The 21,019-nt window shown below is 67.1% G+C and carries 25 protein-coding genes and 1 tRNA gene; 13 read left to right on the forward strand and 13 right to left on the reverse strand.

The annotated features are described in order from the left end of the window. Positions 1 to 66 precede the first annotated feature (66 nt). Positions 67 to 153: transfer RNA gene (locus K3172_RS03540), tRNA-Leu, on the reverse strand. A 112-nt stretch (positions 154 to 265) separates the two neighbouring features. Continuing rightward, entirely contained in the window at positions 266 to 1,111 is an 846-nt protein-coding gene (locus tag K3172_RS03545; protein ID WP_221587078.1) for a zinc-ribbon domain-containing protein, read from the reverse strand. A gap of 156 nt (positions 1,112 to 1,267) precedes the next feature. On the opposite strand from K3172_RS03545, the gene ftsE reads away from it, so the two are divergent. From ftsE to K3172_RS03565, 4 genes are read left to right on the forward strand one after another with little or no spacing between them, the layout of a single operon-like run. Beyond that, positions 1,268 to 1,993, forward strand: coding sequence for a cell division ATP-binding protein FtsE (gene ftsE / locus K3172_RS03550; RefSeq protein ID WP_221587079.1), 726 nt, complete (start codon positions 1,268 to 1,270; stop codon positions 1,991 to 1,993). Continuing rightward, the gene (locus K3172_RS03555) at positions 1,990 to 2,922 is read left to right on the forward strand and encodes a cell division protein FtsX (protein ID WP_221587080.1); all 933 of its coding nucleotides are present in this window, start codon (positions 1,990 to 1,992) and stop codon (positions 2,920 to 2,922) included. The genes ftsE and K3172_RS03555 overlap by 4 nt, the downstream gene beginning before the upstream one ends. After that, a complete protein-coding gene (locus K3172_RS03560) occupies positions 2,919 to 3,449 on the forward strand; it encodes a YdcF family protein (protein WP_221587081.1) in 531 nt (176 codons plus the stop codon). The genes K3172_RS03555 and K3172_RS03560 overlap by 4 nt, the downstream gene beginning before the upstream one ends. Positions 3,450 to 3,456: 7 nt before the next feature. After that, positions 3,457 to 4,137: a lysophospholipid acyltransferase family protein gene (locus tag K3172_RS03565; RefSeq protein WP_221587082.1), complete on the forward strand. Its 681-nt coding sequence runs from the start codon at positions 3,457 to 3,459 to the stop codon at positions 4,135 to 4,137. Between the two features lie 192 nt (positions 4,138 to 4,329). Here the strand turns inward: K3172_RS03565 and K3172_RS03570 are convergent, their stop codons facing one another. The 3 genes from K3172_RS03570 to K3172_RS03580 form a co-directional block, all read right to left on the reverse strand. Then, entirely contained in the window at positions 4,330 to 5,361 is a 1,032-nt protein-coding gene (locus K3172_RS03570; protein ID WP_221587083.1) for an acyltransferase family protein, read from the reverse strand. A gap of 148 nt (positions 5,362 to 5,509) precedes the next feature. After that, positions 5,510 to 6,415 carry a prephenate/arogenate dehydrogenase family protein gene (locus tag K3172_RS03575; RefSeq protein WP_221587084.1) on the reverse strand — a complete coding sequence of 302 codons (906 nt, stop codon included), beginning with the start codon at positions 6,413 to 6,415 and terminating at the stop codon, positions 5,510 to 5,512. Continuing rightward, positions 6,412 to 7,512, reverse strand: a complete 1,101-nt coding sequence (locus tag K3172_RS03580; RefSeq protein WP_221587085.1) for a pyridoxal phosphate-dependent aminotransferase — start codon at positions 7,510 to 7,512, stop codon at positions 6,412 to 6,414. The genes K3172_RS03575 and K3172_RS03580 overlap by 4 nt, the downstream gene beginning before the upstream one ends. 95 nt (positions 7,513 to 7,607) lie before the next feature. On the opposite strand from K3172_RS03580, the gene metX reads away from it, so the two are divergent. Continuing rightward, positions 7,608 to 8,696, forward strand: a complete 1,089-nt coding sequence (gene metX, locus K3172_RS03585) for a homoserine O-acetyltransferase MetX (RefSeq protein WP_221587086.1) — start codon at positions 7,608 to 7,610, stop codon at positions 8,694 to 8,696. Next, on the forward strand, positions 8,693 to 9,292 hold the full coding sequence (metW, locus tag K3172_RS03590; RefSeq protein WP_221587087.1) for a methionine biosynthesis protein MetW: 600 nt from the start codon (positions 8,693 to 8,695) through the stop codon (positions 9,290 to 9,292). Before metX ends, metW begins: the two co-directional genes overlap by 4 nt. Here metW and fghA read toward each other — a convergent pair. From fghA to K3172_RS03620, 6 genes are all read right to left on the reverse strand, one after another. After that, the gene (gene fghA, locus K3172_RS03595; RefSeq protein WP_221587088.1) at positions 9,289 to 10,128 is read right to left on the reverse strand and encodes an S-formylglutathione hydrolase; all 840 of its coding nucleotides are present in this window, start codon (positions 10,126 to 10,128) and stop codon (positions 9,289 to 9,291) included. The two genes, metW and fghA, sit on opposite strands and share 4 nt — an antisense overlap. Beyond that, entirely contained in the window at positions 10,125 to 10,628 is a 504-nt protein-coding gene (locus K3172_RS03600; RefSeq protein WP_221588989.1) for a prolyl-tRNA synthetase associated domain-containing protein, read from the reverse strand. The genes fghA and K3172_RS03600 overlap by 4 nt, the downstream gene beginning before the upstream one ends. Next, a complete protein-coding gene (locus K3172_RS03605; RefSeq protein ID WP_221587089.1) occupies positions 10,628 to 11,005 on the reverse strand; it encodes a VOC family protein in 378 nt (125 codons plus the stop codon). Before K3172_RS03605 ends, K3172_RS03600 begins: the two co-directional genes overlap by 1 nt. A gap of 10 nt (positions 11,006 to 11,015) precedes the next feature. Then, positions 11,016 to 11,387, reverse strand: coding sequence for a VOC family protein (locus tag K3172_RS03610; protein WP_221587090.1), 372 nt, complete (start codon positions 11,385 to 11,387; stop codon positions 11,016 to 11,018). A gap of 62 nt (positions 11,388 to 11,449) precedes the next feature. Beyond that, entirely contained in the window at positions 11,450 to 11,806 is a 357-nt protein-coding gene (locus K3172_RS03615) for a cupin domain-containing protein (protein ID WP_221587091.1), read from the reverse strand. Next, positions 11,806 to 12,912 (reverse strand): S-(hydroxymethyl)glutathione dehydrogenase/class III alcohol dehydrogenase, encoded by a 1,107-nt coding sequence (locus K3172_RS03620; RefSeq protein ID WP_221587092.1) that lies wholly within the window; start codon positions 12,910 to 12,912, stop codon positions 11,806 to 11,808. Before K3172_RS03620 ends, K3172_RS03615 begins: the two co-directional genes overlap by 1 nt. 100 nt (positions 12,913 to 13,012) lie before the next feature. On the opposite strand from K3172_RS03620, the gene K3172_RS03625 reads away from it, so the two are divergent. The 3 genes from K3172_RS03625 (at position 13,013) to K3172_RS03635 (ending at position 14,643) form a co-directional block, all read left to right on the forward strand. Further along, positions 13,013 to 13,375 (forward strand): hypothetical protein, encoded by a 363-nt coding sequence (locus K3172_RS03625; protein ID WP_221587093.1) that lies wholly within the window; start codon positions 13,013 to 13,015, stop codon positions 13,373 to 13,375. Positions 13,376 to 13,450: 75 nt separating this feature from the next. After that, a complete protein-coding gene (locus K3172_RS03630; RefSeq protein ID WP_221587094.1) occupies positions 13,451 to 13,882 on the forward strand; it encodes a hypothetical protein in 432 nt (143 codons plus the stop codon). An 89-nt stretch (positions 13,883 to 13,971) separates the two neighbouring features. Beyond that, a complete protein-coding gene (locus K3172_RS03635; protein ID WP_221587095.1) occupies positions 13,972 to 14,643 on the forward strand; it encodes a glutathione S-transferase family protein in 672 nt (223 codons plus the stop codon). Between the two features lie 403 nt (positions 14,644 to 15,046). Here K3172_RS03635 and mutM read toward each other — a convergent pair whose 3' ends face one another. Beyond that, positions 15,047 to 15,862 (reverse strand): bifunctional DNA-formamidopyrimidine glycosylase/DNA-(apurinic or apyrimidinic site) lyase, encoded by an 816-nt coding sequence (gene mutM, locus K3172_RS03640; RefSeq protein WP_221587096.1) that lies wholly within the window; start codon positions 15,860 to 15,862, stop codon positions 15,047 to 15,049. Between the two features lie 236 nt (positions 15,863 to 16,098). On the opposite strand from mutM, the gene K3172_RS03645 reads away from it, so the two are divergent. Genes K3172_RS03645 through K3172_RS03660 form a run of 4 tightly spaced genes read left to right on the forward strand, consistent with a single transcriptional unit; the run spans position 16,099 to position 20,588 of the window. After that, the gene (locus tag K3172_RS03645; protein WP_221587097.1) at positions 16,099 to 16,830 is read left to right on the forward strand and encodes a class I SAM-dependent methyltransferase; all 732 of its coding nucleotides are present in this window, start codon (positions 16,099 to 16,101) and stop codon (positions 16,828 to 16,830) included. 4 nt (positions 16,831 to 16,834) lie between these two features. Then, the gene (gene ubiB / locus K3172_RS03650; protein WP_221587098.1) at positions 16,835 to 18,391 is read left to right on the forward strand and encodes a 2-polyprenylphenol 6-hydroxylase; all 1,557 of its coding nucleotides are present in this window, start codon (positions 16,835 to 16,837) and stop codon (positions 18,389 to 18,391) included. Further along, positions 18,358 to 19,506 (forward strand): hypothetical protein, encoded by a 1,149-nt coding sequence (locus K3172_RS03655; RefSeq protein ID WP_247717914.1) that lies wholly within the window; start codon positions 18,358 to 18,360, stop codon positions 19,504 to 19,506. The genes ubiB and K3172_RS03655 overlap by 34 nt, the downstream gene beginning before the upstream one ends. Beyond that, positions 19,503 to 20,588 (forward strand): hypothetical protein, encoded by a 1,086-nt coding sequence (locus tag K3172_RS03660; RefSeq protein WP_221587099.1) that lies wholly within the window; start codon positions 19,503 to 19,505, stop codon positions 20,586 to 20,588. Before K3172_RS03655 ends, K3172_RS03660 begins: the two co-directional genes overlap by 4 nt. Here K3172_RS03660 and K3172_RS03665 read toward each other — a convergent pair. Next, positions 20,554 to 20,931: a hypothetical protein gene (locus K3172_RS03665; RefSeq protein ID WP_221587100.1), complete on the reverse strand. Its 378-nt coding sequence runs from the start codon at positions 20,929 to 20,931 to the stop codon at positions 20,554 to 20,556. The genes K3172_RS03660 and K3172_RS03665 overlap by 35 nt on opposite strands. Between the last annotated feature and the right edge of the window lie 88 nt (positions 20,932 to 21,019).

Below are 21,019 nucleotides of genomic sequence, written 5' to 3' on the forward strand. Positions count from 1 at the left end.
TCTCCCGGCAACGGCGAGGGGCCGGGTTGTACCAGCCTGCTTGCGGAGGGGTTTCGGGGGGACTGTTGGTGCGGTCGAGAAGACTCGAACTTCCACGGCCTTTCGGCCACAACGACCTCAACGTTGCGCGTCTACCAGTTCCGCCACGACCGCACACAGTCTGCATCGGGAAGAGCTGAATCGCTCGCCTTCCCGCCGGTAGGAGCGCGCCCCTAGCAGCGCCGTTACAGGCTCGCAAGCACCTTTATTGCCGCTTGCGAACGGCTCAGCGCGGGGCCCAGCCGATATCGGCGAAAACCGCCGATTTGGGCACGTCGGTCACAGCCTCGTTGATGGTCAGTTCCTCGCCCGGGGCGAGCGTCGCCTGCGGCGGGTTGACCACCCAGCTGTAGACCTGCCGCTCGCGCTGGTCGAGCAACACGATCAGGATCGGCGGGATCGCGCGTGATTCCCGCGCGGTGTTCTTGACCAAGATCTTCGCGCCGAAGAACTCGGTGCCGTTGGGCAGCGTGCGCCGCTCCTGTTCCTCGACCGGGAAGGACAGCTCGAGGTCGGGTTGCGCTTGGCCGAACAGCGGCTTGGAGACGGGCACCCAGTCTGGCAGGCCGACATAATTGACCGCCACCACCGTGCCGAGTGCGAGGACGGCGAAGACTGCGGCGGCGATGGTCCACAGCTTGGTGACATTCCGGCGCGGGCGGAAGGGCGGTTCATACCCGAAGGCAGAGCGGCCGTCGTCGTACTCCTCCGGTTCCGGCGCCGGCGGAAGCTCGTCCTGGACGTCGCCGTACGGCGGCTCGGTTTCGTCGAAATCGGGTGCCTCGCGCCGCTCAGTAGCCGCGATGCTGCCGCCGTAGCTGAAGTCGTCACTTGGCACTTCGGTCGCAGGGTCTGGTGCGACCGGTTTGGGGGCAGGGGCAGGCGCGGGTACCGGCTGCGGCGACGGGGCCGGTGTCGGTACCGCTGCCGTCTTCGCCATCTGCTCCGCATCGGGCCCGTCCTGGAACCAGCTGTGCTTGCATTTGGCGCAGCGGACCGTCCGACCTTCGATCCCGATGGCGCTATCGGGCACCACGTAACGGGTGGAACAGGCGGGACAGGCGATGATCATGGTGAACCAACGCTTAGGGCGGCATGCGAATCACGACAAGCGAACAGCCTGTTCGCAAACCGCAGATGCGGCTTTTTTCCACATCGAAGCGCGGGTATAGCCGCCGGCGACCATGACGGGCGCGGTATTTCCCCTCCAGCAAACGCCATTTGCGGCATGAGCGCCGAAGAGCGCGAGATCGTGCAGTTCGACAATGTCGGCCTGCGCTACGGGACCGATCGCGAGATCCTGTCGAATATTTCGTTCACGCTGTATCCGGGCAGTTTCTACTTCCTCACCGGGGCCAGCGGCGCGGGCAAGACTTCGCTGCTCAAGCTGCTCTACCTCGCCCAGCGGCCATCGCGCGGGGCGATCCGCATGTTCGGCACTGACGTCATCACCCTGCCACGCGACCGCCTGCCGGCCTATCGGCGCCGCATGGGCGTCGTGTTCCAGGATTTCCGGCTGGTCGACCATCTGTCCGCTTTCGACAATGTCGCGCTCCCGCTGCGGGTCTCCGGCGTGCGCGAGGCGGACTTGCAGGGCCCGGTCACCGACATGCTCGAATGGGTCGGCCTGGGCCACCGTGCCGATGCTCGCCCGGCGACGCTGTCGGGTGGCGAGCAGCAGCGCGTGGCGATCGCCCGCGCGGTCATCGGGCGGCCCGACATGCTGGTCGCCGACGAACCGACGGGTAACGTCGACCCGGAAATGGCGCTCAAGCTCATCCGCCTGTTCGAGGCGCTCAACAGGTTGGGCACCACGGTGGTGGTGGCAACGCACGACGTGCACCTCATTCGCAAGGTGCCGGATTCGCTCATCATGCGGCTCGACAAGGGCCTGCTCGCTGATCCGACGGGGGCGCTGCGTTACCCGCCCAAGCGCGACGCGGGGCTGGCGTGAAGCGTCCTCCGGTCCTTGCCCGCGCGGTCGAACGCGGTCTTTCGCCCTTTCGCGGCAAGCGCGCCGCGCACCTCCTGCCGCGCGCGCGTCTGGGTGGACCGATGCCCTGGGTGATCGCGATCATGGTGGCGATCACCGTGCTGGCGACTGGCGGCGGGCTCGCGCTCTCGAACCTGGTGGCGCGGGCGAGCGGCGACCTTGCCGGCAGCGCGACGGTGCAGATCATCGATGCCGATCCGCAGACCCGCGCGGCGCAGGCCGAGGCGGCAGCAGCGATCCTCGGCGCAGACCCGGCCGTCGCCAGCGTGGGCATCCTGCCGGAGGAGCGGGTCGAGGCGCTGCTCGAACCCTGGCTCGGCGCCGGCGCCAGCGACGACGCCTTGCCGATCCCGGCGCTCATCGATGTTCGCCTGCGCGGCGAGGCCGATCAGGCAACGCTCGACCGCTTCCGTGACCTGCTGGCCGAAGACGCGCCCGACGCGCGGATCGATGCCCAGTCGGACTGGCTGGCCCCGGTGCTCTCGGCGCTGTCGACGCTGCGCTGGATGGCTTTCGGGGTGATCCTGCTGCTCGCCTTTACCGGGGCCGCGGCAGTCTGGCTGGCGGCGCGCAATGCACTCGACGCCAATCGCGACACGATCGAGATCGTCCATCTCCTCGGCGGCAATGACGATCAGATCGCGCGCATCTTCCAGCGCTCGATCCTGCTCGACGCGGTGGTCGGCGGCCTGCTCGGGCTCGTGCTCGGTTTCGCGGCTGTGCTGCTGATGGGCGCGCAGTTCGCAGTGCTCGATTCCGGTCTTGTCGCGGGCGGGGGGCTGGACACCGGCGACTGGCTGGTGTTGGGGCTGGTCCCGCTTTTCGCGATCGCCATTGCCGTCTACACGGCGCGCATGACGGTCCTGTCCTCGCTCGGGAAAATGTTGTGATCCTGCGTTTCTTCGCCGCTGTCCTGCTGGTCTATGCCTTCGGCTTCCTCGGTTTCGCAGTGACGCTGCCGGGCCCGGTCGCCGACCAGAAGACCGACGCGGTGATCGTGCCGACCGGCGGACCGGGGCGGATCGCCCGCGGAATCGAGGTGGTGGAGCAGGGTCTTGCCGAGGAACTGTTCGTTTCGGGCGTCGATCCCGAGGTGAAACCGAACGAGTTCGCTGCCGAATTCGATGTCTCGCGCCGCCTGATGAACTGCTGCGTCACGCTCGGCTATCTCGCGGTCGACACGCGCAGCAATGCGGGCGAGGCGGCCGAGTGGCTCAAGGACAACGAGTATACCTCGGTCCGGCTGGTCACGACCGACTGGCACATGGCCCGCGCGGCGAACGAGTTCAGCGATGCGCTGCCGCCCGGCACCACGATCGTGAAGGATGCGGTCAAGTCCTCGCCGGATCTCGCCACGCTCTACCTGGAATACAACAAGCTGATCGCGGCGGCGATTTCGCAGGGGCTGCCGGTCTGATCCAGCCATGCGATTGTTGCGCAACCTTGCCTTTTATGTCGCGTTCTACATCGGCTCGCTGCTGATCACGACGGCCTCGCTGTTGTCGCTGCCGTTCAGCGTGGACATGTTCCGCGAACGGGTGCGCGACTGGCCGCGCTGGCAGCGCTGGTGCCTCGTCAACCTGCTCGGCTGCAGGATCGTGATCGAGGGCGAACCGCTCGATGAACCGGCGCTCTACGCGATCAAGCACGAGAGCTTCTTCGAGGCGATCGACGCGCCGCGCCTGTTCAGGCTGCCCTCGGTCTTCGCCAAGCAGGAGCTGTTCCGCATTCCCCTATGGGGCCGTGCGGCGACCGCTTTCGGCCTCGTCCCGGTCGAGCGAAATGCGGGGGCGAAGGCGCTGATGACAATGATCCGCTCGGCAAAGAAGCTGGCCGCGGACGGGCGCCCGCTGGTGATCTTCCCCGAAGGGACACGCGTCCCGCATGGCGAGCGGCGTCCGCTGCAATCGGGGTTCGCGGGGCTCTACAAGATGCTCGGCCTGCAGGTGGTGCCCGTCGCAGTCAACAGCGGGCCGGTCTATCACCGGGCGCTCAAGCAGCCGGGGACGATCACCTACAGGTTCGGTGAGCCTATCCCGCCGGGCCTGCCGCGCGAAGAGGTCGAGCAGCGCGTGCTCGACGCGATCAACGCGCTCAACGACTGAGTTGTGCCGCGCGCAAGTTGATCAAATACATCCGGCTCGCGGATAGGGGCACGTTCTGGCGAGATACGCCAGAATGCGAAAACCCCGCACGGGTGGCGGGGCGTTCGGTCGGGTGGAGCTTACAAATCAAAGAGCAAGGGCAGGCTAAGATAAGGCGGGGCCTGTAGGAAAGTCATTTCACGATCTGTCAGGTCACGCGAAACTCGCGCGCCGCTCGCGCCGTGAGAAATACGCCCGCAACTTCTTCTGCGCGGGCTTCTCGAACCAGTAGAACGACGCCGCCGCAATGAGCGACGCCACGCCCAGAACCAGCGGCAGGCCCACGAGGTGCGAGATCACGCCCCGCTCCACGAGCGCGGTGGCGGCGTCGATGACGAAGGCGTGGGTGAGGTAGAGCGAGTAGGAGATCGCGCCGTACCAGCGCATGACCGGATGCCGGAACAGCGCGAAAGGGCCGAGCACGAAAACCGCGCAGACGAGGAACAGCATGGGGAAAGCGAGCGTGATCGGGTCGAGGTAGTTCACCAGCGTCTCGATCTGGACATTGCGGCGCACTTGCGGCGGGGCGAGGACGGCGGCCAGCAGCACCAGCCAGCCGAACACGGCCAGCGGCCCTTTCCATTGCGCGCTCTCGGCCTTGCGCCTGAGCGGCTCGTAACAGGCGCCGATCGCGCTGCCGAACAGGAACAGGTGCAGCCAGGAAAACAGCACCGGGCCGTATCTGAGGCCGATCAGGTAAAGCCCCACCAGCGCGGTGAAATGCGCCGCCCCGAGGATCGCCGCGCAGAGCAGGAAGCGGCGCTGGTTCGCCGCGTACCACAGGCCCACGAAGACGACGTAGAAATGCAGCTCGACCGGGATCGTCCACAGCACCGACGAGCCCTTCAGCAGCAGCATGTTGCCCGCCACGTCCCTCCAGGTGAAGGCCTTGAGCAGCGAGACGTCGAACAGGATGAAGGCCAGCGCGACCAGCGAAGCGATCGCGTAATAGAGCGGCAGGACCCGCGTCGCCCGGTTGATGGCGTATTCGCGCAGGCTCTCGCGGTCGAGCGTCCTGCTGCAGTAGAGATAGGCCATCAGGAAGCCGCTCAGCCCGAAAAACAGCATCACGCCCATCTGGCCGAAGCCCTTGCCGAGGAATTCGGGGAGGAAGCCGAAGGCGGCGCAATGGGCGATGAGCACCACCAACGCTGCGAAGCCGCGCAGGCCGTCCAGAGCGGACAAGTGGTTCGATCCCATCCTCTTTACCCCGTATGGTGCCAGCAGGCCCGCACTCGCTGAAACGGGCGCGCTGGCAGGTGTGAGGATGTGCGGTTATCGCCTCCGCAGCAATTCCCACTTGGGAGTACCCGCTATGCGCTGGGCGGGATCCCTAGTGATCCCCGCGCCCGAAGTCGGGCCGTGCGTCGTCCTGGCCTTCCTCGATGATCGAGCGGCGGATCGTGCGGGTGCGCTCGAACAGGTCGAACAGCGTGTCGCCGTCGCCGTTGCGGATGGCGCGCTGGAGGGCGGTGAGGTCTTCGGTAAAGCGGCCCAGCACTTCGAGCACCGCGTCGCGATTGGTCAGGAAGACGTCGCGCCACATGGTCGGGTCGCTGGCGGCGATGCGGGTGAAGTCGCGGAAACCCCCGGCGGAATACTTGATCACCTCGCCGCGGGTCACGTCTTCCAGATCGCTGGCGGTGCCGACGATGGTGTAGGCGATGAGGTGCGGGATGTGGCTGGTCACCGCGAGCACGACGTCGTGATGCGCGGGGTCCATGATCTCGACCTTCGCGCCGAGGCCTTCCCAGAAAGCCGAGACATCGGCGACCGCTTCTTCGGGCGCACCCTCGGGAGGGGTGACGATGCACCAGCGGTGGCGGAAGAGTTCGGGAAAGCCCGCGTCGGGGCCGCTCTTCTCGGTGCCGGCGACGGGGTGCGCAGGGATGACGGTCGCGCCGGGGAGCGCCCTGGCGATGGCCTCGCCGACGCTGCGTTTCGAGGACCCGACATCGCTGACGATCGCGCCTTCGGGCAGCGCGTCTGCAATGGCTTCGGCGGCCGCGCCCATCGCACCGACGGGCACGCAAAGGATGACGAGATCGGCCTCGCGCACCGCCTCGGCGGCGGTCTCGCAAACCGTGCCGACCAGCCCGCGCGCGGCGGCGCGGCTACGGACCTCCTTGCTCGCATCCCAGCCGGTGGTGATCACGTGCGGCAGCATCTGCTGCGTGGCTAGGCCGACCGAGCCGCCGATCAGCCCGAGGCCGATGATCGCGACGCGCTCCACGCTCATGCGGGGGCCTCGCACAGTTCGCGTAGGACAGCAGCGATGGCGTCCATCTGCGCGTTAGTGCCCACGGTGATCCGCAGCGCCTGCGGCAGGCCCTGTCCGGGCAGGTGGCGCACGGCATAGCCCGCCCCGGCGATCGCATCGAGCGCGGTGGTCGCCGCAAGGTCGCCCTCGAACACCACCAGCACGAAATTCGCCTCGCTCGGCAGGGCGCGCAGGCCGTGGTTGCCCAGCGCCTCGACCTGTTCGACGAAGCGCGCGCGGGCGGCGGCATTGGCGTCGCGCGACTTCGCGACGAAGTCCTGGTCCGCCAGCGCCGCGAGCGCCGCGCGCTGCCCGCTGGCGGTCACGTTGAACGCCCCGCGCAGCCGGTTGAGCGCGTCGACGAGATGCGGCGCGCCGGTCGCCCAGCCCACCCGCTCGCCAGCAATGCCATAGGCCTTGGCGAAGGTGCGGGTGACGAGGACGTTGTCATGCTGCGCGGCGAGATCCATGCCGCCGTCGTCCACGCCGTGCGGCAGGAATTCCGCATAGGCCTGGTCGACCACCAGCAGCACGTCTTTCGGCAGGCCCGCATGCAGCCGCTCGACCTCGGCGCGCGGCAGGAAGGTGCCGATGGGGTTGTTCGGATTGTCGAGCAGCACCACGCGCGTCCGCTCGGTCACCGCGGCGAGCAGTTTGTCGACATCGGGCGCGTAGTCATTGTCCTCTGCCTGTACGACTTCGGCCCCGACCTTGTAGGCGAGCAGCGGGTAGAGCGAGAAGGAGTAGCGCGAGAACAGCACCTCATCGCCCGGCCCGGCAAAGGCCTGCACCGCGCCGTGGAGGCACTCGCCCGAGCCCGTGCCGCAGACGATCCGCGCGGGATCGATGCCGTGCAGCGCGCCGATCGCCTCGCGCAACTGCGTCGCGTCGGGATCGGGATAGAGGTTGGGCTGGTGCCCGCCTGACAGCGCCTCGATGACCTGCGGACTGCAGCCCAAGGGGTTCTCGTTCGCCGACAGCTTGACCAGCGGACGCCCGTCGGCCGCCTTCGACTTGCCGGGCACATAGGCATGGATCGCCTCGATCCAGGGTTTGAGGATGGGTTTGTCTGCCATGTTCGGCTTTGTCGCATGAAAGAATATCGCCCCTTCGACAAGCGCCAGCCTTGCGGTTAGAGGCAGGGTTTCATTGTTTCGTCCAAAGGTCCGATTTGAACGCTCGCTCCGAAACGCTGGTCCTGCCCGCACCGCTGCCGCTCGACGGCGGGGGCGAGCTGGCGCGGGTGGAGGTCGCCTACGAGACCTATGGCGCGCTCAATGAAGACCGCTCGAACGCGATCCTGCTGTGCCACGCGCTGACCGGCGACCAGTATGTCGCCTCGCCCCACCCGATCACCGGCAAGCCCGGCTGGTGGGAGCGGATGGTCGGGCCCGGCAAGCCGATCGATACCGACCGCTTCCACGTCATCTGCGCCAATGTTATCGGCAGCTGCATGGGTTCTACCGGCCCGGCGAGCGAGGCATCGGACGGCCGGCCCTATGCGATGCGCTTTCCCGTCATCACCATTCGCGACATGGTGCGCGCGCATGTCGGCCTGCTCGATGCGCTGGGGATCGAACAACTGCACGCGGTGGTCGGCGGATCGATGGGCGGGATGCAGGCGCTGAGCCTCGCGGCGAACTGGCCGGAGCGGGCGAGCCGCGTCCTGGTGATCGCCTCGACCAGCCGGCATTCGGCGCAGAACATCGCCTTTCACGAACTGGGACGGCAGGCGGTGATGGCCGATCCGCGCTGGAACCAGGGCGACTATTACGGCGGCGAAGCGCCCGACAGCGGGCTCGCCGTGGCGCGCATGGCGGCGCATATCACCTACCTTTCCGAAGAGGCACTGACCGGCAAATTCGGGCGCAATCTGCAGGACCGTGACGCCAAGAGCTTCGGCTTCGACGCCGATTTCCAGGTCGAGAGCTACCTGCGCTACCAGGGCAGCGGCTTCACCCAGCGTTTCGACGCGAACAGCTATCTCTATATCACCCGCGCGATGGACTATTTCGACTTGGCCGAGGAGCATGGCGGCAAGCTCGCCGATGCCTTTGCAGGCACGAGCGCGCGCTTCTGCCTCGTCAGCTTCGATTCCGACTGGCTCTATCCCACGGCGGAGAGCCGCCACGTGGTCCACGCGCTCAATGCGGCGGGCGCGGCGGTGAGCTTCGTCGAACTATCCGCGCCGCACGGCCACGACAGCTTCCTGCTCGACGTGCCCGCGCTGGACCGCGTGATCGGGGGGTTCCTCGGATGAGCCCCATCCGCAACCAAATACGGCCCGACCTTGCGGTAATCGCCAGCCACGTCACACCGGGTAGCCGGGTGCTCGATATCGGCTGCGGCGACGGCGAACTGATGCTCGCCCTGCGCGGCAAGGACTGCGACGTGCGCGGGATCGAGATCGACGGCGATTGCGTCGAGCGCTGCGTATCGCAGGGCCTCAGCGTGGTGCAGGGCGATGCCGACCGCGACCTCGCCGACTATCCCGACAAGGGCTTCGACTACGCGATCCTCAGCCAGACGCTGCAGACCGCCGCGCGGCCCGACCGCATGCTCGACGAACTGCTCCGCGTCGGCCGCCGCGCCTTCGTGTCCTTCCCCAACTTCGCCCACTGGCGCACCCGTGCCGCCCTGATGTTCGGCGGCCGCATGCCCGTGACCCGCGCGATCCCCGTCAGCTGGTACGCGACGCAGAACATCCACCACGTTACCGTGAAGGACTTCCGCGACCTCGCCGCCGAAAAGGGTGCCCGCATCGAACGCGAATGGTTCTTTGCCGGCGAGCGCCAATTGGGACGCGCCGGCGCGAACGGGCGCGCGGAATTCGCGGTGTTCGAACTGTCGCGCTAGCCCAGCCGCGCCGCATGCCACGCCACATGCTCGGCCATGAAGGTCGAGATGAAGTAATAGGAGTGGTCGTAGCCCTGCTGCATGCGGATTTCGGGCGACATGCCGGCCTTGGCGCAGGCCATGGCGAGGGCGCCGGTCTTGAGCTGCTCCTCGAGGAAATTGTCCGCCGTGCCCTGGTCGACGAGCAAATGGTCGAGCCGCGCGCCGTCCTCGATCAGCGCGACCGCGTCGTATTCGCGCCAGGCCGCGCGGTCCTCGCCAAGATAGCGGCCCAGCGCCTTCTCGCCCCACGGCACCTGTGACGGCGCGACGATCGGGGAGAATGCGCTGACCGAGCGGAAGCGGCCGGGATTGCGCAGGGCGATGGTGAGCGCGCCGTGGCCGCCCATCGAATGGCCGGTGATCGCCTGGCGCGACAGGTCGACCGGGAATTCGCCCGCGACGACCTGCGGCAGTTCCTCCTCGATATAGCTGCGCATGCGGTAATGCTGCGCCCACGGCGCTTGCGTCGCGTCGACATAGAAGCCCGCGCCCTTGCCGAAGTCGTATTCGTCCGCCGCATCGGGGACGTCATCGCCGCGCGGGGAGGTGTCGGGCGCGACGAATATCACGCGGTGTTCGGCGCAGGCCGCGCGGTACTCGCCCTTCTCGGTGACGTTGGCGTGGGTGCAAGTGAGGCCGGAGAGATACCACAGCACCGGTAGTTTGACCCCCGGCATATGCGGCGGGACATAGACCGAGAAGGTCATCTCCGTCCCGGTCGCCGCCGAGCGGTGCGAGCAGACGAACTGGTCGCCGTTATAGGCCTTGTTCTGCGAGAGATATTCGAGGGTCATCGGGGCTCCTGCACCGGGATTTCGGCGAGGCGCGGCTCGTGCCCCCAATGGCGCAGAAGGTCGAGTATGTGTGCGCCCGATAGCCCCAGCGTCGCGGTATTCCGCAGCGGGTGGACGTTGACCCGCTCCGCCTGCGCAAGGCCGGCATCGAGGACAACGGTCACGCTGCCCGGCGCCGCATTGATCATGGCGAGCGGGGTGACCGAGCCGGGCGTGATGCCTAGCAGGCGCTCCATGTCCTCGGCCTTGCCGAAGCTTACCCGCTTGCAGCCGATCGCTTGTGGCAGCACCTTTAGGTCGACCCGCGCCTCGGCCGGCACGGTGACGAGCCAGAACGCGCCGCCCGCGTCCTTGAGGAACAGGTTCTTGGTATGCGCGCCGGGAATATCGGCATCGACCTTGCGGCTTTCCTCGACGGTGAAGACCGCGATGTGGTCGTGTTCGGCAAACGGGATCGCGAGCGACGCGAGATCCGCGCGCAGCCCGTCTTCGCCGCGCATCACAGCCAGCAGACGGCGCAGAACTTGTGCCCGTCGGGATCGCGCAGATAGGCGAGGTACATCTCGCCGAAAGGGCTGGAGCGGGGACCGGGCGGATCCTCGACCGCAACCCCGCCATTCGCGCATCCGGCGGCGTGCCAGGCGTCGACCATTTCGGTGGTCGCGACCTTCAGCCCGATCGTATTGCCGTTCGCAACCGTCGGCGGCTGCCCGTCGATCGGCTTGCCGACCACCAGCACGCCGCCGTCGTGGCGATAGACCAGCCGGCCCTTGGGATCGTCCTGCGCCGTGGGCCCGCCGATCGCGGCGAAGGTGGCATCGTAGAACCGGCGCGAGCTTTCGATGTCGCTCGCGCCGATGGTCAGGTGGTTGAACACCGCAGCGCGCTCAGCCCATCCGGTGGAGGGCGCAGAGCTTGTTGCCGTCGGGATCGCGCAGATAGGCGAGATACATGCCCGAACCCGGACGCTCGCCCGGCGGGTCTTCGATCGCGGTGCCGCCCGCTTCCACGCCCGCCGCGTGCCAGGCGTCGGCCTGTTCGGGCGTCATCGCGAGGCCGATGGTGCAGCCGTTCCCGGCGGTCGCGGGCTGGCCGTCGATCGGCTTGGTGACGAGGAACGCGCCGCCATTGTGGAGGTACATCAGGCGGCCCTTGTCGTCGACGATCGCTTCCTTGCCGCCAATCGCCTTGAAGGTCGCGTCGTAGAACTTCTTCGAACGTTCGATGTCGTTCGATCCCACCATCATGTGACTGTACATCGGCTCTCTCTCCTTGGGTTTCGATTCGCCACCTTAAGCGCGGGGCGCGGGCTGGCAAGCGGTCAGATGTCGACCGCCAGCGTAGCCGTCGCCGCATCGCCGCTGTTGGGCGTGCCTTCGGTGTCCATGACGAACAGCTGCGCCTCGCCGTGCGGCGCGCGCGGGCGATGCTCGGTCCCGGCGGGCACGACGATCATCTCGCCGGGCGAGAGTTTCTCGGTCCGGTCGCGGAAGTCGATCTCGAGCTCGCCCTCGACGACCAGGAACAGCTCGTCCGTGTCGGGATGGCTGTGCCAGTGATACTCGCCCTCGACCTTGCACAGGCGGATCTCGTTGCCGTTGAAGCGGGCGACGATCTTGGGCGCCCAGTGCTCGGCGAACTGGCCGAACTTCTCGGCGAGGACGACCTTGCCCGCCATCAGTAGATCACGACCGAACGGATGCTCTCGCCCGAATGCATCAGGTCGAAGCCCTTGTTGATCTCCTCCAGCGTCAGCGTGTGGGTGATCATCGGGTCGATCGCGATCTTGCCGTTCATGTACCAGTCGACGATCTTGGGCACGTCGGTGCGGCCCTTGGCCCCGCCGAAGGCCGTGCCGCGCCAGTTGCGCCCGGTGACGAGCTGGAACGGGCGCGTCTCGATGGTCTTGCCCGCTTCCGCGACGCCGATGATGATCGAGGTGCCCCAGCCCTTGTGGCAGCATTCCAGCGCCTGGCGCATCACGTCGGTATTGCCGGTGCAGTCGAAGCTGTAGTCCGCCCCGCCGTCGAGCAGTTCGACGAGGTGCGCGACGACGTCCTTCGTCTCCTTCGGATTGACGAAGTCGGTCATGCCGAACTTCTCGCCCCATTCCTTCTTGGACGGGTTGATGTCGACGCCGACGATGCGGTCCGCGCCGGCCATCTTCGCGCCCTGGATCACGTTGAGGCCGATCCCGCCGAGGCCGAAGACGACGACATTGTCGCCCGGCTTCACCTGCGCGGTGTTCACGACCGCGCCCACGCCGGTGGTGACACCGCAGCCGATATAGCAGCTGGTCTCGAACGGCGCGTCGGTACGGATCTTCGCGACCGCGATTTCGGGCAGGACGGTGAAGTTCGAGAAGGTCGAACAGCCCATGTAGTGGTAGATCGTCTGCCCGCGGTAGCTGAAGCGCGAGGTGCCGTCGGGCATCAGGCCCTTGCCCTGCGTCTCGCGGATCGCGCTGCACAGGTTCGTCTTGCCGGACAGGCACATTTTGCACTGGCGGCATTCGGGCGTGTAGAGCGGGATCACGTGGTCGCCCGGCTTCACGCTGGTGACGCCCGCGCCCACTTCGCGCACGATCCCGGCGCCTTCATGGCCGAGGATGCTCGGGAAGATCCCCTCGCTGTCGAGCCCGTCGAGCGTATAGGCATCGGTGTGGCAGATGCCCGTCGCCATGATCTCCACCAGCACTTCGCCCGCCTTGGGCCCTTCGAGGTCGAGCTCGACGATCTCGAGCGGCTGCTTGGGGGCGAAAGCGACGGCGGCGCGGGTCTTCATTGCAGGGTGTCTCCTCTTTGCGCGCCAGCGTTAGGCAAGCGGTCCGCGCGCCGCAAGCGAAGTTGCTTGCGGTTCATCCGGCCGGGTCTAGGAGGGCGGCATGTCACTTGTTCTCGCCGCTTCGCTCCTGGCCGCCCAGGCCGCCGCTCCGCTCGCCGTCGATACGCCGTCAAAGCCGCTCACCATGGAGCAGCAGACCGCCGTGCGCTGCTCGGTCGCCTTCGCGTTGGCCGCGCAGCGCCAGAAGGCCGGCGAGGGCGCCGATCCGGGCTGGCCGGACCTGTCGACGCGCGGCCGCGAGTATTTCGTGCGGACCATGGCGCAGCTGATGGACGAAACCGGGGTCACCCGATCCGGTCTGGCCCAGTATATCCAGCCGGAAACCGCCGCGCTGGAGGCGCCGGGCCAGCTGGAGCAGGTGATGCCGTCGTGCCTCGTCATGCTCGAGGCTTCGGGCCTGTAGCAGCCGTTCAGATTTCGGTCAGCAGGGGGCGCCTATCATGCGCGCGATTGCTGAAATCTCCCGGAGATTCGTCCGTTGCGCCACCTGATCCTGCCCGCCGCAGCGCTTGCGGTTTTCTCGTCGCCCGCCGCCGCGCAGGACGCGCCTGACGCTGCGCCCGAAGCCGCCCCGCTTGCGGACATGGCCGAGCAGATGCGCGATCCCGAGCGCCAGCGCGACATGGCGCTGATGCTGCAGGCGATGACCGAAGTGCTGCTCGACATGCCGATTGCCCCGCTGGCCGAAGCCGCTGCCGAAATGGCGGGCGAGCAGGCGGAAAAGGTCGATCCCGACCTCACGTTGCGCAAGCTCGCGCCCGATGCGGGCCGGGTTAGCGACGGCGTTGCGGTCGTGGTGCCGCGCGCGATGCAGGCGATGGGCGCGATGGCCGAAGGGGCCGAGGAAATGAAGCCCGCACTCCGATCGATGATGGCGCGTATGCGGGACATCATGGAACGCGCCGACTAGACCCCTCGCGCTAATCCGAACGAATTTGGCACATGGCCCGCGTCCCCGGTGGACGCGCACCACGCGCTGGTGCATGAGCGGGCCATTCTATGTGGCAGCTTCACCAGTTCCCCCTCTGTCCGTTCAGCCGCAAGCTGCGCCTGCTCATGGCGGAGAAGAACGTCGCCTACGAACTGGTGCGCGAGAACCCGTGGGAAGCGCGCGACGAGTTCTGGCAGCTGAACCCGGCGGGCCGCACGCCCGTGCTCCACGATCCCGACCGCCGCATTGCGCTCGCCGACAGCCGCGCGATCTGCGAGCTGCTGGAAGAAACGGTCGACCGCAATCCGATGATCAACGGATCGGCGCTGCAACGCGCGGAAATCCGCCGGCTGGTCGCGCTGTTCGACGAGAACCTCTATGCCGACGTGACCGCGCCCGCGCTGCACGAGAAGATGAAGAAGCGCCTCGTCCTGCGCCAGTCGCCCGATGCGCAGGTGCTGCGCCAGATGGGCCGCCTGCTGCACGGCCATCTCGACTATATCGACTGGCTGGTGGACACGCGGCAATGGCTGGCGGGATCGACGCTGAGCCTCGCCGACCTCGCCTGCGCGGCGCAGCTCTCGGTGGTGGAATATCTCGGCGCGCTCGACTGGAAGGGCCACGACCAGGCGCACGACTGGTACATGGTGATCAAGAGCCGCCCGAGCTTCCGCCCGCTGCTCGCCGAGAAGATGGAAGGCCTGCCCCCGCCGCGGGAGTATGCGGCGCTGGATTTGTGAGCCCTTTTTTCCACAGGCTCGCTGTAAGCTCGGCCAATACAGTACGAAAACTCGATAGACTGGAGCGGTGATGCAGGCTTCACTTTTTATGTTTCTAATGGAGGCTGTCGCTGGACCTGAGTGCCAATATCGGTCAGGCGCAAGACACGCCCTGCTAGTTCTCGTTCGGGGAAATGACTTAGATGGATCTCGGCGACCCGCCCTCGATTGCGTAGAAAAACAAGGATGGCAATTCGTCGAGGCTAAACGAGCCAAGGAAGTGTCGACCGACACCGCTGAAATTGCGGACGAAACGCTTCGTGCTGCCGCAACTCATGCGCTTGAAAGCGGCAATTCCATCATCGTTTATCAGGATGAAATTCCGAACAACGCTTAATCGCCAAGCGATTGGGCGCTCGTCGCGCTACCTCTGACAAACCGGGCAGAACCACGTGCTGCGTCCGCCCTGCACGATGCGCCGGATCGTGCCGCCGTCCTCGTGGTGGCAGGGCTCGCCCTCGCGGCCGTAGACGTGGAAGCGGGTGGCAAAATAGCCCAAGTTTCCGTCGGGCTGGGCGAAATCGCGCAAGGTGCTGCCCCCGTCACGGATCGAGCGCTCCAGCACGTCCTTGATCGCGGGGACGAGGCGGCGCAGCTGCGGCATGGTCACCTTGCCGCCGGCCTTTCGCGGGCTGATCCCGCTGCGCCACAGCGCCTCGCACACATAGATATTGCCGAGGCCCGCCACGATCCGCTGGTCGAGCAGCAGAAGCTTGATCGCCTGCTTGCGCCCGCGCGTCGCCTCGCGCAGGTGTTCGACGGTGAGCGCATCGCCCAGCGGCTCCGGCCCCAGCGCGGCGAAGGGCTTCCACGTCACCAGCTCTTGCGTTGTCATCAAATCGACCGAGCCGAAGCGGCGCGGATCGTTCAGCGCGAAACGGTTGTGCGCGGTCTCGAGGATCAGGTGGTCGTGCCTGTCCTCGGCCTCCGGATCGATCCGCCAGCGCCCGCTCATGCCGAGGTGGAACACCATCGCATGGTCGCGGCTGGTATGGATCAGGCCGTATTTCGCCCGGCGCGTCAGATGCGTGACATTCGCCCCGGTCAGCGCCTGCACCAGACCGGCGGGGAAGGGGCGGCGCATGTCGGGCCGGTTGACCACGACGCGCGTGATCGTCTCGCCTTCGAGGAACCGCGCGAGGCCGCGGACGGTGGTTTCGACTTCGGGGAGTTCGGGCATGGTTGGGCTCGAGTAACAGGCGTTCCCTGTGGCGTCTATTCGCTCCCTGCGGTCGCTGCGCCCTGTTCCGTCCCGCTCCCCCTCCCGACCACCCACGGCACGGTATTCTATGGGTGGTCGGGAGGGGGAGCGGGATGGAACAGCAAGGGAAGCGCGGATGCGCTTCCCGCACGCCACAAAGACTCCTCCCCCTAACACCCTTTGCGCCCGCCACAATTCCCCCTAAGGCACCTGCCATGACCGACACAGTTTCCTTCGGCTACGAAGACATCGACGCGACCGAGAAAACCGGCCGCGTGGGCGAGGTCTTCTCCAATGTCGCCGCCAAGTACGACATTATGAATGATGCCATGTCGGGCGGCATGCACCGCCTGTGGAAGAACCGCTTCGTCGCGCGGGTGAAGCCGCAGCCGGGCGAGGCGATCCTCGACATGGCGGGCGGCACGGGCGACATCGCCTTCCGCATGGCCGCGAAGGGCGCCAGCGTCACGGTGTCGGACATCAACCAGGACATGCTCGACGTCGGCATCGAACGCGCGATGGAGCGCGGGATCGACGGGCTCGTCTGGAGCCGCCAGAACGCCGAGGAGCTGGCCTTTTCGAGCCGCACCTTCGATGCCTACACCATCGTCTTCGGCATCCGGAACGTGACCTATATCGACAAGGCCCTGCGCGAGGCGCACCGCGTGCTGAAATACGGCGGGCGGTTCTTCTGCATGGAATTCAGCCAGACCGACTGGCCCGGCTTCAAGGAAGTCTACGACCTCTATTCGCACAACCTCATGCCCAAGATCGGGAAGGCGATCGCCAATGACGAGGACAGCTACCGCTACCTCGCCGAATCGATCCGCCGCTTCCCCAAGCCGGCCGAATTCGAAGCCATGATCCGCGCGGCGGGCTTCGAGAACACGCGGGTCGAGAAGATCCTCGGCGGCGCGGTGAATATCCATTCGGGGTGGAAGGTCTAGGGGCTTGGCAAGACCTTCGACGCATATTTTCCGCCTCCTCAAATGGGGCCGGACGCTGGCGAGGCATGGCGCCTTGCGCGGGATCGAGCGTGATCCCAACACGCCGCCGCCGGTCAAGCGGCTGGCGCGGATTGCACGGCTGGGCACGATCCAGCCGAGGGAGCCCGATTACGCGGGCGCCTTCCGCGATATTGGCCCGGCCGCGATCAAGCTGGGCCAGACGCTGGCGACGCGGCCCGATCTCGTCGGCGAGGATGCGGCGCGCAACCTGCTGACGCTGCAGGACGATCTGCCCCCCGTTCCCTTCGAGCAGATCAGGCAGAGCATCGAGGTGAGCTTCGAGCAGCCGCTGGAAAACCTCTACGCCGAGTTCGATCCCGAACCGATCGGAGCCGCTTCTATCGCGCAGGTCCACCGCGCGGTGACGACCGAAGGCAGGCAGGTGGCTGTGAAGGTCCTGCGCCCGGGCGTGCGCGAGCAGTTCGCGCGCGACATCGACACCTACGAATGGGCCGCCGCGCATGTCGAGGCGATGGGCGGGGAAGCCGCCCGGCTGCGCCCGCGGCTCGTCATCGCCAATTTCAAGCGCTGGACCAATCGCGAACTCGACCTCAGGCGTGAAGCCGCTTCGGCCTCCGAACTCGCCGAACACATGGTCGGCACGCCGGGCTACGAGATTCCGGGGATCGACTGGGATCGCACCAACGGCCGGGTGATGACGGTCGACTGGATCGACGGGATCAAGATCAGCAATGTCGAGGCGCTGAAGGCTGCGGGGCACGATACCGCCGAGATCGCCAACCGCCTCGTGCTCGCCTTCCTCAAGCAGGCGATCGCGGCGGGCTTTTTCCATGCCGACATGCACCAGGGGAACCTGTTCGTTAAGGCCGATGGCACCATCGTCGCGATCGATTTCGGCATCATGGGCCGGATCGACCGGCGCGCGCGCATGTGGCTGGCGGAAATCCTCTACGGCCTCACGACCGGCAATTACCGCCGCGTGGCCGAGATCCATTTCGAAGCGCAATACGTGCCGAGCTATCACAATGTCGACGAGTTCGCGACGGCGCTGCGCGCGGTGGGCGAGCCGATGCGCGGCAAGCCGGTAAGCGAATTGTCGGTCGGCCAGATGCTCGACGGGCTGTTCGCCATCACCCGCGATTTCGACATGCAGACGCAGCCGCATTTGCTGCTGCTGCAGAAGACGATGGTGATGGTCGAAGGGATCGCCACTCAGCTCAATCCCAGCATCAACATGTGGGACACCAGCGCGCCCTATGTCCGCAGCTGGATCCGCGACGAGCTGGGGCCGGAAGCCGCCATCGCCGACCGGATCCGCGAGGATACCGAGACTCTGCTGCGCCTCCCCGACCTGATCCGCCGGATCGAGGACCGCTATCCCGCCAAGGGCGGCGCGCCCGAACCGCCGCCGCTGCCGGACATCGAATTGGTGTGGGAAAAGCGTGCCCGAGAGGGGCGCGGCTGGCTCGGCTATGCCATGGCAGCGGGGCTTGGAGGTCTCGCGGTATGGGCGGCAGTGGCACAGGGCCTGATCGGCTGACGGACGACGGGGCGGCGCCCGCCTGGGACCGCTTCGCCCACTGGCGCGCCTGGCCCGCAAGGGTGCTGCTTGCGGTGGTCACCGTGCTGCTGGTCCTCGCGGCGTTCACCCCGCTCACCGCGACCATGGATGGCGCGCCCGCAGAAGTCCCCGAATTCGCGCAGGCCGACGATGCCACGAGCGCCGGAGAAGAGCCCGAGCGCGACGAGGACCTCGCTTTCTATGACCGCGTGATCGAGCGCGTCGCGGACGGCGAGAACTATTACGTTTTCATCGTCGAGGAGCAGCGCGCGCGGAACTATCCCGTCCGTCCCGGCGCGACCGTGCGCCTGCCGACGCTCGCCTATATCCATGCCTGGCTGGGCGAGCCGGGCATGATCGTCCTCTCGATCCTGCTCATGGTCGCCTGCATCTGGGCGTGGTGGAAGCGGCTGGGCGAGGAGCCCGGCGGCAAACGCATGCAGCGGATCGGCGCAGCGCTGATGTTCATGGGCGGCTCGCTGGGCCTCAACCGCGGTTATTTCGTGCTGCACGAGCTGTGGGCGGGTATGCTGATCGCGCTCGCTTTCGGCCTGCACCGGCCCGGGCGCTGGGGCTGGGCGCTGGCGGTCGCCGCACTGGCGCTGGCGATCCGCGAGCATGCGCTGCCCTTCGTACTTCTGCTCGGCGCGATGGCGGCCTGGCGGCGCGACTGGAAGGAGGCGGTCGCCTGGGGCGCGCTCGTGGCCGTGTTCCTCGCCGCGATGAGCTGGCACCTCGCGCAGGTCGAACCGCAGGTCCTGCCGAGCGATCCCGAAAGCCCCGACTGGTTCGTGTTGCGCGGCCTCTCCGGCTGGCTCGGCAATATCGTGCTGTCATCCAACCTGCGCTTCCTGCCGCATGAGGTGGCGGGACCGCTGGTGCTGCTGATGGCCCTGGGCTGGGCGGGCTGGAAATCGCCTGCCGGGACAACCGGCACCTTCCTCTACCTCGGCTACGGCCTCGCCTTCATGCTCGCGGGGCGGGCGAACAATTTCTACTGGGGCGCGGTCGTGGCCCCGGCGATGTTCATCGGGCTGGCGTTCCTGCCGATTGCACTCCGGTCGCTGGTCACATCCGCCAAGGGCCGGGCATGACGCTGCCCGAACGCCCCTTTGCGCTCCTGCCGCGCTGGGCGGCCGCGCTGGTGCTGCTGCTCACGCTCCTGGCCTGCGGGTGGAATGCCCTCGCGCTCGACACCCGCAACACAGCGCACGAGAGCGATATCGAGCAGCGCCTCGATCGCGGAGAGAAGCTCGACATGGACCTCTACCGGCAGGTCCATGCCGCCGTGTCGCAGGGGGAGGACTATTACGTCGTCGCCGTGCAGGGAAACCGCGAGTTCGACTTCCCGACCAAGCCCTTCGTGACGGTGCGGACCCCGGTCATGGCTTGGTGCGCGGCGCTATGGGGGGACTTGGGCTGGCGCGTCATCGCTGCGATCCTCTGGGTCGCCAACGCGCTGGCGTGGCTGTTTGTGCTCGGTGGGCAGGTCGCGCGGCGCGAGCGGGATGCGGCGGTGACGCTGTCAATGCTGTTCGGTGCCGCCGCCTTCATTCCAGAGGTCGCGGTCTCGCACGAGTTGCAGGCCGGCTTGCTGATCTCGCTCGCGCTCGCGCTGTCGGCAACGCGGCTGTGGATCGCGGCGTTGATCGCCGCAGTCCTCGGCATCGCCATCCGCGAGCTGGCCGCGCCCTTCCTGCTGGCCTGGGCGGCCGTGGCGCTCGTCGCGGGGCGCAGGCGCGAATTCGCAGGCGTGCTGGTGGCGTCGATCCTCGTGGCGCTCGGCCTGTGGCTGCATGCGCAGGGGGTTGCGGCGCACCGCCTTCCCGGTGACATGACCTCCCCCGGCTGGCAGGGGCTCTTCGGACCCTCGCTCCCGCTCTATGGCATTCACGTCACCACGCTGCTGCAGACCTTGCCGCTCTGGCTGGCGGGCCCGCTCGGCGTCTTGCCGCTGCTCGGCTGGATGGCGCTGGGCGGCAGGACCGGCGCTTTGGCAACGCTGTGGTTCGGCGGGTTCATGGCCGCCGTCGCGATCTTCGCGCGGCAGGAGAACTTCTACTGGATGGGGCTGTTCGTGCCTGCCTACGGGGTCGGCCTCGCCTTCGTGCCGCGCGCGCTGCGCGATCTCGGCCAAGCGGTCAGACCGACCGCTGCGGCCAGCCCCACGTCTTGATCGCGAAACCGAGCACGGCGATGTGGAGCCCTTCGACCGCCATCGGCACGATCCAGCCGTCGTAGGGCCCTTCGGCCACAAGGTTGATCGCGCGCCCGGTGAAGGCGATCGCGAACAGGCCCAACGCAGGGAGCAGCACGTCCCCGCGCCGGCGCCACGCGCCCCAGCCCATCGACAGGGCCGAGATGTAGAAGAAGGCGGTCATGTCTCCCCGCAAGGTCGAACTGCCATGCGTGCTGGTGGTCGCGAGGCCGAAATCGGCTCCCGAAGTGACCGGATTCACAAGGAAACCCGTTCCCAGAACCAGGTCGAGAATCGCCAGTGCCAGGATGATGGCGCTCAAGATGACGTGCATTTTCCCCTCCGTTACCCCTTTTTCAACCATACGGCCCTACGGGTAATCCCGCAATCTGTCCGCGCTATGCGCTGGC

The organism is Qipengyuania proteolytica (assembly GCF_019711565.1).
GTDB classification, from domain to species: domain Bacteria; phylum Pseudomonadota; class Alphaproteobacteria; order Sphingomonadales; family Sphingomonadaceae; genus Qipengyuania; species Qipengyuania proteolytica.

What these genes read in the sequence shown, in the direction of transcription:
- K3172_RS03545 (WP_221587078.1), bottom strand. Translation starts at nt 1,111, where the DNA reads ATGATCATCGCCTGTCCCGCCTGTTCCACCCGTTACGTGGTGCCCGAT.
- K3172_RS03565 (WP_221587082.1), top strand. Translation starts at nt 3,457, where the DNA reads ATGCGATTGTTGCGCAACCTTGCCTTTTATGTCGCGTTCTACATCGGC.
- K3172_RS03620 (WP_221587092.1), bottom strand. Translation starts at nt 12,912, where the DNA reads ATGAAGACCCGCGCCGCCGTCGCTTTCGCCCCCAAGCAGCCGCTCGAG.
- metW (WP_221587087.1), top strand. Translation starts at nt 8,693, where the DNA reads ATGAGCCCCATCCGCAACCAAATACGGCCCGACCTTGCGGTAATCGCC.
- K3172_RS03615 (WP_221587091.1), bottom strand. Translation starts at nt 11,806, where the DNA reads ATGGCGGGCAAGGTCGTCCTCGCCGAGAAGTTCGGCCAGTTCGCCGAG.
- fghA (WP_221587088.1), bottom strand. Translation starts at nt 10,128, where the DNA reads ATGACCCTCGAATATCTCTCGCAGAACAAGGCCTATAACGGCGACCAG.
- K3172_RS03610 (WP_221587090.1), bottom strand. Translation starts at nt 11,387, where the DNA reads ATGTACAGTCACATGATGGTGGGATCGAACGACATCGAACGTTCGAAG.
- ftsE (WP_221587079.1), top strand. Translation starts at nt 1,268, where the DNA reads ATGAGCGCCGAAGAGCGCGAGATCGTGCAGTTCGACAATGTCGGCCTG.
- K3172_RS03575 (WP_221587084.1), bottom strand. Translation starts at nt 6,415, where the DNA reads ATGAGCGTGGAGCGCGTCGCGATCATCGGCCTCGGGCTGATCGGCGGC.
- K3172_RS03655 (WP_247717914.1), top strand. Translation starts at nt 18,358, where the DNA reads ATGGGCGGCAGTGGCACAGGGCCTGATCGGCTGACGGACGACGGGGCG.
- K3172_RS03645 (WP_221587097.1), top strand. Translation starts at nt 16,099, where the DNA reads ATGACCGACACAGTTTCCTTCGGCTACGAAGACATCGACGCGACCGAG.
- K3172_RS03600 (WP_221588989.1), bottom strand. Translation starts at nt 10,628, where the DNA reads ATGCGCGGCGAAGACGGGCTGCGCGCGGATCTCGCGTCGCTCGCGATC.
- K3172_RS03625 (WP_221587093.1), top strand. Translation starts at nt 13,013, where the DNA reads ATGTCACTTGTTCTCGCCGCTTCGCTCCTGGCCGCCCAGGCCGCCGCT.
- mutM (WP_221587096.1), bottom strand. Translation starts at nt 15,862, where the DNA reads ATGCCCGAACTCCCCGAAGTCGAAACCACCGTCCGCGGCCTCGCGCGG.
- K3172_RS03635 (WP_221587095.1), top strand. Translation starts at nt 13,972, where the DNA reads ATGTGGCAGCTTCACCAGTTCCCCCTCTGTCCGTTCAGCCGCAAGCTG.
- K3172_RS03660 (WP_221587099.1), top strand. Translation starts at nt 19,503, where the DNA reads ATGACGCTGCCCGAACGCCCCTTTGCGCTCCTGCCGCGCTGGGCGGCC.
- K3172_RS03580 (WP_221587085.1), bottom strand. Translation starts at nt 7,512, where the DNA reads ATGGCAGACAAACCCATCCTCAAACCCTGGATCGAGGCGATCCATGCC.